The sequence below is a fragment of the Clostridium sp. BSD2780061688st1 H5 genome (assembly GCF_005845155.1).
Classification (GTDB): domain Bacteria; phylum Bacillota; class Clostridia; order Lachnospirales; family Lachnospiraceae; genus Claveliimonas; species Claveliimonas intestinigallinarum.
Genome location: NZ_SPGT01000003.1, coordinates 121555 through 135214 on the forward strand (window position 1 = coordinate 121555; position 13660 = coordinate 135214).

The window sequence follows — 13660 nt, forward strand, 5'->3', positions numbered from 1 at the left end:
GAGTTTTTACACAATGAGCAGACTTAGGGTAATTCTTGCCATTTTGCTGTTGATCATTCTGGTGGTCATCGGGATCATACTTCCCAACCTCTGGAAATCAGGCAAAAATACTTCAGAAAAACAAACAGATCTGGCAAGCTCTGACCGGGAAGACTCAACGCCCAATGAAGAGATGACAGATTTGGAATATACCGGATTTGAAAAGCTGTCTCCCTTTTTCCCCGACAGCATAACTGCAGATTTAAAGGCTCTGTTTCCTGTTTATCTGCAGAATTCAGGACGGATCGAAATTAAATCCGTTACTTTCCTTCCGGATGAAACCACATATCCGGATAACAATACAACCAGACTTTTCTTCCTGCTTTCTGACAGCACCCGGCTGCCGGTTCAATATATCGGTGATCTGGGTGTTCTTTTATTCGGGGATGAAGAGGCTGAGTTTCCGACAGAACAGCGGAGTTACGAAAAGCAGACGGATGACTCGCTGCCTACGGTTACAACCGATCAGGTGGAAAACAGGCAGGAAGGCGGTTATGACGATATCTCCTCATCGCAGCCTGCTGAATCGGAGGTGAGCAAATGAGCGAACAGGAAAATCAGAAACCCACTCTCATCCCGCCGAATTTTATTGAAAAAGGGAAGATCTTCGGTGGTATGTTTGACATTCGCAATGCGATTGAAGGCGGCGTTATTGCTGCCTTAATCACTTATCCGGTTCTGCAGCTTCCCTTCTCGGTAACTGTACGGATCATCATTCTCTGCATGACTGCGCTTCCTCTTTTTATGATCTCACTGATCGGAATCGGAGGAATGAGCATCACTGCTTTTCTTGGCAGCGCTCTTCTTTTTATCAAGGATCGGCGGATCATTTATCGGTCGGACAAGATTCCGGATGCTCCCGCTCCAAAGCAGAGAGTGAAATCCCGCAGTAAGGAGCCGAAGCCGAAGAAAACAAAAAAGAAACGTCGTTCTGCACGTGATGGCAATGACAATCGGACCAAAGCTGCTAAGGAGAAAGAGACACTCGTTAAAAAAAAAGAGCGTCGTCAGTTTGATACATCAACCAAGCATGGAATCCGCAGACAGGCCCGGGAGGATATCCGAATTTTAAAATATGAAAAAAGACAGGAAAAACATCAGAAAATTCAGGCTCAGAAAGCAGCCCGGTCCGCGCAGAAACAGGCAGCCCGCAAGGAGCGACAGGATGCGCGGGATGCGAAAAAGGCGGATAAGCAGGCGAAACGGAATGCGCGATATGCTGAGCAGAAAACGGCCTCTGTCCAGAAACAGAAGTCCGCCGATAAAAAACGGAAGGATCAGATACTTGAGGATTATCTTCCTATCGAAAAGATCATGAACGGTATCGTTTATACGACGGATCACTGTTATATAAAAATTCTGGAGATTGATCCGATTAACTTTCTTCTTAGAAGCGCTCGGGAACAACAGGGAATTATTTACAGCTTTATCTCATATCTGAAGATCAGCCCTGTGAAGCTGCAGATCAAGATGATCTCTAAAAAGGCAGATATCAACAAACATCTGGAGCAGGCTGCACTGGAGCTGGATCGTGAAACCGATCCTCACTGTCGGGAACTGCAGAAAGATTACATTCAGTTTGTACAAAAATTGAGTTCAAGGGAGGCCGTCTCGCGACGGTTTTTTCTTATTTTTGAGTATGAGCCTTTTAATACAAATCGAAAAGAAGAGGAAAAAGACATCATTGCTCAGTTAGAAACAGCAGCACAGACGGCCCAAACCTATCTCTTCCAATGTGGAAATATTGTGGCAGAACATGACAATGAAGACGAATTTACTACAGATGTCCTTTATACCCTTCTGAACCGAAGCCTTTGTGCGTCTAAGCCTCTGCCCGACCGTATCCGCGAGGTACTGGATCGGTATGTTGCTGAGAATCGGGAATCAGAGGCAGACCATATTCGGATGAATGAGTTTATCGCTCCGGAGTCCATAGATTTCCGCCATGCAAATTATATCGTCATCAACGGTGTATACCATTCTTACCTGATGGTTCCCAGTGACGGCTATAAAAATCTGGTGTATCCGGGCTGGCTGTCCTTACTCATCAACGCAGGGGAAGGGATTGACGTGGATCTGTATCTGCAGAAACAGCCAAAGGATAAAATCCAGCAGCGTCTTGGCCAGCAGATCCGGATCAACCGTTCCAAATTGAAAGATGCTTCTGATACAAATACGGATTATGACGATCTGGACTCTGCCATCCGCGCTGGTTATTACTTAAAGCAGGGGCTTGCCAATAACGAAGACTTTTATTATATGAACCTTCTGATCACCATTACAGCCTCCTCCCTTGAGGAGCTTGAATGGCGGATTCAGGAGATGAAGAAACTGCTGATCTCACAGGATATGGATCTGCGTTCCTGCTATTTTCTTCAGGAGCGCGCTTTCTTATCTACTCTGCCGCTGATGAATCTGGACAAAAAGCTGTTCCAGCTGTCCAAACGGAATGTCCTGACCAGCGGCGCAGCCACCTGCTATCCTTTTGTGAGCTATTCCATATGTGACGATAATGGAATCCTGTTTGGCGTAAATAAGCATAATAACAGCCTTGTAATTGCAGACATATTTGATTCCCGTCAATACAAGAATTCCAACATCTGTATTCTGGGATGCTCCGGGGCAGGGAAAACCTTCACCATGCAGACCATGGCACTGCGGATGCGGCGCAAAGGCATCCAGGTTTTCATCATCGCTCCGCTCAAAGGCCATGAATTCTATCGGGCCTGCAAGAATGTAGGCGGTGAATTCATCAAGATCTCGCCCGCCAGCTTAAGCTGCATCAACATCATGGAAATCCGCAAGGTGGATAACTCCGTAAACGAGCTGCTCGACGGGCCGACTATGGATACTTCGGCTCTGGCTGCTAAGATCCAGAAACTGCACATTTTTTTCAGTCTGCTCATCCCGGATATGACGCACGAAGAACGGCAGCTTTTAGATGAGGCTCTGATCAAGACCTATGCATTAAAAGGGATCACTCATAAAAATGAATCCCTGATCGATCCGGAACACCCGGACCGTTATAAGGAGATGCCGGTTCTGGAGGATGTCTATAACATCCTGGTAAAAAGCGAGGATACCAAGCGCCTTGCTCATATTCTGAATCGTCTGGTTCACGGATCTGCTTCCTCATTTAATCAGCATACGAATGTGGACCTGACAAATAAATATACTGTCCTGGATATTTCGGAGCTGACCGGGGATCTTTTGACGGTCGGCATGTTTGTAGCTCTGGATTATGTCTGGGATAAAGCAAAAGAAAACCGCACGGAAGAAAAAGCGGTATTTGTCGATGAAGTCTGGCAGTTGATCGGCGCTGCCAGCAACCGTCTGGCGGCGGAATTTGTACTGGAGATTGCCAAAGTCATCCGTGCCTATTCTGGCGCGGGTATTTTTGCAACTCAGGATCTCAATGATTTTTTTGCGTTGGATGACGGGAAGTACGGGAAGGGGATCATAAACAACTGCAAAACCAAAATCGTCCTCAACATGGAGGATGAGGAGGCGCAGCGTGTGAAGAACATTCTCCGGCTGTCTGAAACGGAGGTGATGAACATTACCCACTTCCAGCGCGGGAACGGCCTGATATCCACTAATAATAATAACATCACAGTGGAGTTCAAGGCATCAAATTTGGAAAAGGAACTGATTACGACGGACCGGCAGGAGCTTCTGGAACTTCTGGAGCGTCAAAAACAGAAAGCCGGCTAAAAGTTCCCATAGGTTACAGGCGGCAGTCATACATTTCTGCCGCCTTTTATGGATTTATTTTTAAGGAGGAGAATTATGCGAAAAAAGATAACAACTACCGCAAAACGGCTGTTTGCTTTTATCCTGACTGCTGTAATTACAGTCGGAACACTTGCTGCAAATCAGCTTCCGGTTCATGCGGCTGACGGAACGCTGAATTTCCATGCAGGTGATTTAATCTCCTATGGAGATTACTATACCTCGCGGATGACAGTTGACGGGAGCAATACCGCCTACTGCGTGCAGCCGATGATGAAGACACCTGAGTCCGGAACCTACTCATATGACCTGCTTTCCAGCGGCTCTGCACTGCGCAAAGCACTTTACTATCTGCCGGGTGGATATGGCTATGAAAAAGAAAATATTCAGAGTCAGTATTTAAGCGGATGGTCTGAAACCAACTGTTATGTCATCGGTCATCTGACTGCATCCTATGTATATGCGGACTATGATGCCGGAAGCGGAGCCTTCTACGGCGCACCCCAGAACTATATTGATAAAGCGGTGGAGATTGCAAATGCAATAAAGAATCTTCCAAATCCCCCGTCTTCCTTCCGCGCATTTATCATTCCATCATCCAGCAGTCAGACCGTTGCAGGAAGCTGGTATGAGAAACCTTATGGATGGATTGAGATTCAGAAGTCTTCAGCAAACGCGGGCGTCTCTAACGGCAATGGAAATTACAGCCTGAAAGGAGCGCAGTACGGGATCTATCAGGGCGAATCACTCATTGAAACGCTGGTGACAGATGCCAACGGTTATGCAAAATCTGGTGAGCTGGAGGAAGGGAATTACACAGTAAAAGAAATCTCCGCTTCCAAAGGATATATCGTAGATACACAGGCTCACAACGTTACAGTTTCTTCAGATGCTACAAGCACTGCAGAGGTAACTGAGATTCCTATTAATAATCCCATTGACCTTGTTCTGCAGAAGCTGGATAAAGAACTGGAGGCTTCCACGCCCCAGGGCGCTGCTTCTCTTGCCGGGGCCGAATTCACGGTTAAGTTCTATACCCAGCAGTCCGACGCTGATCCTGCCGCGGACGGCGCTAAACCTGTAAGAACATGGGTACTGAAGACCGGCTCTGACGGGGCATTAAAATTTACTGAGGATGCCCTTGTATCCGGTGATAACTTTTACTATACAAGCGACGGCAGTACCATCTGTCTCCCCCTTGGCACCGTGACTGTACAGGAAACGAAAGCACCTGCAGGATATTTTGTAAATGACACCATCTTTGTGCAGAAAATATCCGGTACAAGCGAATCGGAAACCATAAATGTTTATCAGTCGTCCGAAGTACCTGAGCAGATCTACCGCGGCGGCGTACAGATCCAGAAACGGGATCTGGAAACCGGGGAAGCTGCTGCACAGGGGAATGCTACCCTGGAAAGTGCGGAATTTACCATTATTACACTGAATGAAAATCCGGTGATCGTAAATGGGGAAACATACGAAAATGGGGAAGCTGTCCTGACACTGACTACGGATGAAAACGGACTTGCTTCCACAGCTGCGGATACTCTTCCTTATGGTCATTACCGTGTTGACGAAACGAAAGCTCCTGAAGGATATCTGAACGAAGGCCGTATTTCCCTTGAATTTGATGTTACGGAAAATGGAAAAATCGTTGAACTGACCGCAGAAGATCAGTCTATCTCTAATCAGGTGATCCGTGGAGATCTGGAGCTTGTAAAGGTAAGCGATGGGGATTTAAGCCGTCTGGCTGGTGTTCCTTTCACCATTACTTCCAAAACAACAGGTGAAAGCCATACGATCGTAACCGACCGGAATGGTTATGCCAGCACTTCTGCAGAATGGAATAAACATACCTCCAACACCAACCGCGGGGAAACAGCAGAGGATGGCATATGGTTCGGTTCCTCTGATCCGGATGATTCCAAAGGAGCGCTGATCTATGATACATACACAGTCGAAGAACAGCGCTGCGAAGCCAATGAAGGCCGGAATCTTTTGTCCTTTGATGTAGAAGTATACAGAGACTCCGTAACCATTGATCTTGGCACATTGACGAATGATAAAGTCGAGATTGCTACAACCGCACTGGATCAGGAAAGCGGCTCACAGATGGCAAAACCGGATGACAAAGTTACGATTGTCGATACCGTTGAATTCGAGGGGCTCAAGAAAGGTGTGGAGTACAAGGTTATCGGTACTCTGATGAATAAGGAAACCGGTGAAGCTCTGGAGATTAACGGTGAGCCGGTTACTTCCGAAACCACATTTACCGCGAAAAAATCAACCGGCAGTGTAGAAGTAGAATTTACATTTGATGCAACGGGCCTGGAGGGAACCACAGTGGTCTGTTTCGAGGAACTGTGGCAGGAAGACTTAAAACTTGCTGTTCACGCTGATATTTCAGATCAGGACCAGTCAATCTATTTTCCGTCTATCGGTACACAGGTAAAAGATTCTGAAACTGGAGCGCAGATTGCCCATGCGGATGAAGAAGTCACTTTGATCGATACGGTATCCTATGCAAATGTGCAGTCCGGAGAAGAACTGACGCTTCAGGGAGTATTAATGGATAAAGAAACCGGTGAGGAACTCCTGATTGATGGCGAACCGGTTACGGCAGAAACTACATTTACACCGGAAGAATCAGCCGACACCGTGGATGTCGAATTCACGTTTAATGCATCAGAAGTATCCGGAAAAACAATAGTTGTCTTCGAGTCACTGTTATATAAAGGCGAAGAAATCGCTCAGCACAAGGATCTCGACTCACCTGAGCAAACGCTGGTGCTTCCTTCTGTTAATACTACGGCTACAAATCCGGATACCGGCAGCCAGATCGGACTTACTCAGGAAGAAGCCTCCATACAGGATGTTGCAGAATACACGAACTTGATTCCTGGAGAAACGTTCACGATCCGCGGTGTGTTGATGGATCAGGAAACGGAAGAAGAATTTCTCATCAATGAGCAGCCGGTCACTGCAGAAGCTGAGTTTACACCGGAAGAATCTTCCGGATCTGTGGAGCTTTCCTTCCACTTTGATGCTTCCGCACTTTCAGGGAAGACATTAGTTGTCTATGAAGAGATCCTCTATAAAGATCAGGTTGTCGCTTCGCACCGGCAGATTGATTCTCCCTCCCAGTCCATCTACTATCCTGAAATCGGAACAACTGCATCGGATGCAGATGACGGAGATCAGGAGGCACTTGCTGACGAGGAAGTAACAATCTTAGATGAGATTGCCTATAAGAATCTGGTTCCAGGACTTACCTTCCGTGCCGAAGGGGTGTTGATGGATAAAGAAACCGGAGAACAGCTTTTAATCGACGGCCAGCCGGTTACAGCTGAGGTGGAATTTACCCCGGAAGAAAGTTCCGGCACAGTTGAGGTATCTTTTACCTTCAACGGAAGCAATCTGGCCGGGAAAACTCTCGTCGTATTTGAGAAACTTTATCTCATATCCGGAGACTCGGAAATCCCGGTTGCTTCACACGAAGATCTGGAAAGCACGGAACAGTCTGTTCTGCTTTCCGAGAATCCGCCCGAAGTGCCGGAAGAGGATACTCCGGATGTATCTGCCCCGGTAAAAACAGGCGATGAAACCAACTTGATGCTCTATTTGATCATCGGCGGCGTCGCTATTCTCGTATTAGCCGGAACCGGCGGATATCTGCTCTATAAGCGCAGACACAACAAAAACTCATAATCGCAAGGGCCCGGTTTCGTAAGCCGGGTCCTTTTCTCAGGTGGTGAAATCATGATGCTTTATTCAGATCCCAAGCTGTTATGCTGCTTTCTCTCCCTCTGCGGCGGGAACTGGCATAACACGATATATGTTACCTGCGGAAATTGTCTCTATGATAATCCGTGCAGACAGAGCGACTTTTTGTTTCTTCCCGACAAGCAGGGAACTCCCGTATGTCTCCGCGCTGAAGATGCATTGGTCATCTTCCCGGAACGTCCGGAAGCGTCAGAATGCCTCTTTTCTCTTACCATTCATCAGTTCCGGAATATGTATAAAGCGTATTTTGAACAGCTCCCGGAAGGAATGTGTCCGCTTCAGTGGTCTGTCAAAACGCTCACAGATACTTTGTATAATTGGTAATTTTGCGCTTTTAGCATAAGGAACGTATATTTAAGAAAAAGGAAAGGAGCTGCATAGTAATGATGATTCAGATCGTAAAACAGATTGACCAGATTTTCCAGACTTTAATCTTTCTGCCGGTTCTTTTTTTACTTCTGTACCATTTTCGGGTATTCAAAAAAGATCGGCCTCGTATCCGCAGCATCCATACGCTCTGTGTCGTACTGATCCTGATCTTTTTAGTACGCTGTTTCCTTGCGCAGTTCATTTTCACTCCGGTCAATTACAACCGGTTTACGGATGAGGGATACTTTCCCCTTATAAAAGCGCTTTTCTACTCTGAATAATATTTTCTGGGGGAAATCACCAGAATTTGAATAATCCGAACCAGTTTTGGCGGTTTTCCCCTCGTATCTCATCACCTGTCTTTTTACAATAAGAACAAAGAGAGGTGAATCCCTATGAAACGAAAACATGAAATCCGCTGCAATTATTGCGGCAGCCCTGCAATCTTAAAACCCGCATCTGAGATCTTCCATGATCCAAAACAGAAGGGATATGTCTATGTATGTAGCCATTATCCTGCCTGTGATGCTTATGTGAGTGTACATCCCGGAACGAAAACTCCTATGGGAAGTCTGGCTAATGCCGCTCTTCGGAAGAAACGGATTCTTGCTCACCAGGCATTTGACCAGATTTGGAAACAGCGGATTATGTCTCGCAAGCAGGCATATTACTGGCTGTCAGACAAGCTGGGAACTGATCCGGCGCATACACACATTGCACAGTTTGGTGACTACCGCTGTGAGCAGGTAATCCGGGAATCCCGAAAAGTGCTTGTCAACAACCGACAGACTGTATCGGCGGCGTGAAAGGCGGTGAACATCATGGCTAAATATTCTCTGATGCCGGATCAGCAGAAATTGGTAGAAGAACACTTATATTTAGTAGAGATTGCTGTAAAACAATATATACACGCATTTGGACGAACTCCGGGAATTGAATGGGATGACTTGTATCAGACCGGTTGTCTTGCCCTCTGTAATGCAGCACACTGCTATAATCCGGAATTTCCATTTCCGCCGTATGCGGCCAAAGCGATCCGGAATGCACTGCACGATTACTGCAGGAGCACAGTCCAGTATCACAAACTGCTCTGTCCTCTGGACGATACCCCGGAGCCCCAGGATACTGTAGCGGTGGAACCCTTCACCGTGATCCATGGAACCCAGATTGCAGAAGTCCTCCAGCAAAGGCAACGTGACAGCAAAGGGGTTGTTCAAAAAGGGATCTACTCCCTTATGAAAAAATCAGAGGGATACAACAGCGTTGATATTTCCAAGGATTTCAGTGTATCCCCGAATTCTGTCCGTGCCTGGATGAGCCTGGCTGCAAAATATCTGCGGGAAGACACGGAATTAAATCAGCTTTTAGCGTAAGGAAGGAGAAAAATCTATGCTGACACTATTTACAGCCGTAGGACATCTGACAATGCAGAAAACAGAATATGGAAAACAACTCCCCATTGTTCGAGTCAATAAAAAAGAGTATGCCGTTACGCCCCGGGAACTCATTCTTTGGTCCGGTCTGGCTTTCCAGATCCTCACCAAAGAAGAGCTGCTCCGGTTCTACCAGGCAGGTATCAAACACCAGAATTTGCCCGGAGATCCGGACTTCGACTATATTCTGCGGAGACTGCTCATCCGAGGACTTGTTGTAAATGGAACCGGCTGTACTGCTGTAGATGCTCTTTATCATCTCCTCGGGCATCTTCATATTGCTCCAGTAAATGAGGCTTTCCACGTTCGGTTCTTTGCCTGCATCAAGCTCTGGCTGAGTGGACGTCTGCCGCTTTACAGGATACCCCATTATTTGAAGCGACCTGAGAATACACCGATGGAAGCCCTGATCCTGAAGCTGGCACAGCATCTTTCCTTCTCAGTAGCCGAGCTGATTGGATTTGTAGATCCTTCCGCTTTGCAGGAGGTGCCTGATCTGAAATTTTTACCAGATTCACCGGATGCTCAGCGCCTGACGAATTCGGAAAGCCCGGAAGATATCGAACAGACAGTACTGAACCATGTTCAGTATCCGGTTCTTGAAGGAATCGCGAATTTATACCTGAAGAAACAGATAATTTTTCAAAAATAAGGAGTTACTATGCCAAAGCCATTATTTTCAAAGCTGGTTGCAGTTGCTGCAATCGGCTTTCTTTGTTTACTGGGCGGAAGTGTCTATGCCCTGAGCACCGGAGATCGTATCCTTCTGATGCTGAGTATCCTCATTGGTGCCTGCAGCCTGATCCGCTTCTTGCTCCTGTTAAGAGATATCAGATCCGGATCTTATTATGTCCTCTCCGGGATATGCGTAAAAAGAGAGCCTTCCCTTTTTAAGAAGAGTCAGCAGATTACATTTAAGTCAGATGAGGGGAAAGAATATCATTTCACATTTGAGAAAAGTATAAAGCTACTGGAAGGACATCACTATAAGCTGTATTTTCGTAAAAAATCCAGTAGTACTGAAGCGATTGATCCATCCGCGCCAAATCTGTTGGGATTTGAAGAGATCGTAGAATCTGTATCACAATCATAAACAATGAATACTGCTAAAAGCCGGAAACAGGATTATTCCGTTTCCGGCTACTTAGTCAAAACTTTAATTTCATGCCTCTGCTACTTTTTCATAGCCTAGTATCTGTCAGATTAGACTTAAGCTTTTGTACCTATCATTCATTTCTCATATTTGTCTAACACTAATTCTTGTAGTATTTTTTGTCCAACTGAGGATGTTATCTTATTTTTCTCATTAATCCAATTTTCTCTTTTTTCATCAGTAAATTCTGCCCCTTCATTAGAATAAAGATAAAACTGATATATAGCCTGTATTTTATCCATTTCATAAGCTAGTTTTACATTAATATCAGTTTTATTTTTACCATATAAATTCCACATCGTTTTATATTGTGACATATTTCCCACTTCATTGTATGTGTCATGCATTAGAAGTATTCGCATCTTAAGATCTTCCAATTCACGATGTTCTTCCGTATCTTCTTCAGGTACAGCATCACCTACATCAATTTCTGCCCAATCATGTATTAATATGATATCTAAAATTTTTTGCTTATCATAATACTTATACTCCGCCCCCTCTGGAGGATTATCTGGAAGATATAGCATTCCCAGCATCCAAGTAAAATAAATATGTTCTGCGACATTTTCATAAGGATGTTCTATAGCATTATTCTTTATTCCTTTTTTCCATCCGTTTCGTTCAATTTTTTTAATTCCATATAATTTTTCGTATAAATGGTATGCTGAATATGCATTATCTGTTATATCTTCTTTAAGCATCATTAAATATGCTTTAAAATCAATCCCAAAAGAATTTCCCTTTTTATTAAGACTTTCATCAATAATACTTTGTAACTTTTGTATATACTCATTAGGTAGTGACTCTTTTCCCATTCGTACTTGAACCAATGAACACAATGTCAGCAAATTAATTTCAAAACTGAAATCTCGATATCCTTTAGACGCCTTTAAAAATTTTAGTATTCGGCTATACAATTTACTATATGTCTTATCTATCTTGGCTGAACCATCATCTTCATAATAATAAATTGGACTATCCGGAGTTCTTAAAATATCCCCATAATATTCCAAATGAAAGGTCCTATTAATTTCATTGATTATAGGAGTAGTTAATAATAATTCTATATACCCTTCCTTTTTATCTTTTTGTCCTAAATAAATCAGACTAATATTAACACACCTAAATAAAAAATATATATTCTTAAGTTCTTCTGTAATTTGACGTATATTTTTAGTCTTTAACTTAACATCAAGTTCTTCATATTTCTTGTTAAGCCAATGAAGTGCTCTTGTTATTATGCCCGGATTGGTCAGCCTCCCCACCATGTACACTGCTTGTGCCTGAGCCAGTATTCCCCCTTCTTCGTATACCTGTTTACATTTATTAAGGATTAATCTTTGTGTTCCTTCATTTTCATTTATTAATGATTTTATAAATACATTAATATCTTGCGTGAACACACATTCTAATTGAGCTGAATTATTATCCTCATCATATCTTTTAAAACATTCAATATAATAATATGCAATAAGGAAATTGGATGTTGTTTTATGTTGATGAATCAAATTCCATTTTCTAATATTAGAATATATTTCGTTTTGTAAAAACTTTTTATTTGTCATAAAATATTGATATGACATCTTTGCGCAATCATAAAATTCACAGTTATCTTCAAGATATGAGAGACAATATTTTTTGTATAATTCACTTAAAGACTGTACCCCTTTGAGCATATCTCTTTCATAACAAAATCTGAAAACATTTAAAATGTTCAAATCAATTTCGTCTAAATCAAAATAATTCAAATAGCGGTTTATAGAATCCTTCATTTTAATATTTTCGCCAATTTCTAAGAACAACTCAATAAATTTTTTCAATTTTTCTTTCTCATATGCATAAATTGGAGTAAATGTAAATGTATACTCCGCACGTAACTGTATAAAATAATAGTAATCTCGAGTTCGATATGAATGTATATTAGTTTTTTCACCAATACATACTATTTTTTTATGACCTGTAATATGATCTAAAAATTCGCGAAAGTATTTGGCGGCTTTTAATGTTGTTCTAAAGTAATTTTCATTACCGTCAATAATAAAAACATATGTAAGATCAGGATACTCTTCAATAAATTCTTTTATATCTCTTACATCTTCATTTATTTTATTCTTTGTTATCTCGCCTTGATAATCGTCATCGGAAATTATAGAGTCATAAAAGTGTAGATTAATATAAAAGGGGCATATATTTTCATCTATACAATACTTATATAAATAGGTATATAAAATTGATAAAAAAGAGCTTTTCCCAGTTCCATCCGGCCCTACAATTTTAATTACGTCTTGCTTATCTTTACATTCTATAATCGCTTTTTTTACAAATTCAAAAATATTATTCTCCGTAACATTGTAAGTTTTTTCATCTTTTTTTACACTGACAACTTCTTTAAATAAATTTGAATACTTTTCTATCTCGTCTAAAGTTAATTCATCTCCTAATCCTCTTTTTATATAATTCTTATTAACAAAATCGTGTATTTTCTCTAATTTTTTATTTCCCCTATTTGGCGTATAACAGAGCATCTTGCCCTTAGATACAATCTTCTTTTCCGCTTGATTGACTTGAACTCTATGATTATTCATTTCTTCCATTCTATCCAAAATTGTATCCTCTATCTCTCCTGCTATCAGCAATACACTCTTATCAATATTATTCCTATAAAAATTATATATTATGTTCAATGATCCCTTAACAAACAATACTGCTTTTCCACTTTTTTTGATTTCAAATTCTTCTACTTTATTTATTATTGTATTGTAGGCTACATCTCTTTCATCCTTTTTACCAAACAAGTACTTTTCTACTTTTTCTAATAAAGTAGTCATTAAATATTCAGATATTCCTTCAAAATCAATTTCATCTACCAAAGACGATAGTTCATGTATTCTACGCTGTTTGCTACAATATTCTCTAAGCTTCTTTTCAATTTCAGCCTTTTCTTTTTTATCTACTAAATAATTTTTTCCACCTTCAAGACCTAACTCAACTAAATAATCAATAACAGTACTCATAATTTTTTTCCCTCATTACTATCTTTCTCTGGAGTTCTCTATTCCCTTTTTCGAAGCGCTTTTTGATAATACAATAACTTCCATTCTTCTGAGTTAAATTATAAGATTTTTTTACCATTAATACAATTATTATCACG

At 42.2% G+C, this 13660-nt stretch carries 8 protein-coding genes; 7 read left to right on the forward strand and 1 reads right to left on the reverse strand.

All coding sequences use genetic code 11. The features are described from left to right. The first annotated feature begins 13 nt into the window (after positions 1 to 13). From FGQ86_RS03190 to FGQ86_RS03225, 7 genes are all read left to right on the forward strand, one after another. Entirely contained in the window at positions 14 to 583 is a 570-nt protein-coding gene (locus tag FGQ86_RS03190; RefSeq protein ID WP_138302970.1) for a DUF5038 domain-containing protein, read from the forward strand. After that, complete coding sequence (locus FGQ86_RS03195; RefSeq protein WP_138302971.1) at positions 580 to 3753, forward strand: ATP-binding protein; 3174 nt, start codon at positions 580 to 582, stop codon at positions 3751 to 3753. The genes FGQ86_RS03190 and FGQ86_RS03195 overlap by 4 nt, the downstream gene beginning before the upstream one ends. 75 nt (positions 3754 to 3828) lie before the next feature. Beyond that, complete coding sequence (locus FGQ86_RS03200; RefSeq protein ID WP_138302972.1) at positions 3829 to 7479, forward strand: VaFE repeat-containing surface-anchored protein; 3651 nt, start codon at positions 3829 to 3831, stop codon at positions 7477 to 7479. Positions 7480 to 8318: 839 nt separating this feature from the next. Then, entirely contained in the window at positions 8319 to 8729 is a 411-nt protein-coding gene (locus FGQ86_RS03210) for a zinc-finger-containing protein (RefSeq protein WP_138302974.1), read from the forward strand. Between the two features lie 15 nt (positions 8730 to 8744). Then, complete coding sequence (locus tag FGQ86_RS03215) at positions 8745 to 9296, forward strand: sigma-70 family RNA polymerase sigma factor (protein ID WP_138302975.1); 552 nt, start codon at positions 8745 to 8747, stop codon at positions 9294 to 9296. Between the two features lie 16 nt (positions 9297 to 9312). Then, positions 9313 to 10008: a cell division protein gene (locus tag FGQ86_RS03220; protein ID WP_138302976.1), complete on the forward strand. Its 696-nt coding sequence runs from the start codon at positions 9313 to 9315 to the stop codon at positions 10006 to 10008. A 9-nt stretch (positions 10009 to 10017) separates the two neighbouring features. Further along, positions 10018 to 10449 carry a hypothetical protein gene (locus FGQ86_RS03225; protein WP_138302977.1) on the forward strand — a complete coding sequence of 144 codons (432 nt, stop codon included), beginning with the start codon at positions 10018 to 10020 and terminating at the stop codon, positions 10447 to 10449. Between the two features lie 137 nt (positions 10450 to 10586). On the opposite strand, the gene FGQ86_RS03230 is transcribed toward FGQ86_RS03225, so the two are convergent. Next, positions 10587 to 13523 carry an HD domain-containing protein gene (locus FGQ86_RS03230; RefSeq protein ID WP_138302978.1) on the reverse strand — a complete coding sequence of 979 codons (2937 nt, stop codon included), beginning with the start codon at positions 13521 to 13523 and terminating at the stop codon, positions 10587 to 10589. Positions 13524 to 13660: the final 137 nt, after the last annotated feature.

Excerpts from the sequence above, each read along its gene's own strand:
- FGQ86_RS03190 (WP_138302970.1), top strand. The coding sequence starts at position 14 with ATGAGCAGACTTAGGGTAATTCTTGCCATTTTGCTGTTGATCATTCTG.
- FGQ86_RS03195 (WP_138302971.1), top strand. The coding sequence starts at position 580 with ATGAGCGAACAGGAAAATCAGAAACCCACTCTCATCCCGCCGAATTTT.
- FGQ86_RS03200 (WP_138302972.1), top strand. The coding sequence starts at position 3,829 with ATGCGAAAAAAGATAACAACTACCGCAAAACGGCTGTTTGCTTTTATC.
- FGQ86_RS03210 (WP_138302974.1), top strand. The coding sequence starts at position 8,319 with ATGAAACGAAAACATGAAATCCGCTGCAATTATTGCGGCAGCCCTGCA.
- FGQ86_RS03215 (WP_138302975.1), top strand. The coding sequence starts at position 8,745 with ATGGCTAAATATTCTCTGATGCCGGATCAGCAGAAATTGGTAGAAGAA.
- FGQ86_RS03220 (WP_138302976.1), top strand. The coding sequence starts at position 9,313 with ATGCTGACACTATTTACAGCCGTAGGACATCTGACAATGCAGAAAACA.
- FGQ86_RS03225 (WP_138302977.1), top strand. The coding sequence starts at position 10,018 with ATGCCAAAGCCATTATTTTCAAAGCTGGTTGCAGTTGCTGCAATCGGC.
- FGQ86_RS03230 (WP_138302978.1), bottom strand. The coding sequence starts at position 13,523 with ATGAGTACTGTTATTGATTATTTAGTTGAGTTAGGTCTTGAAGGTGGA.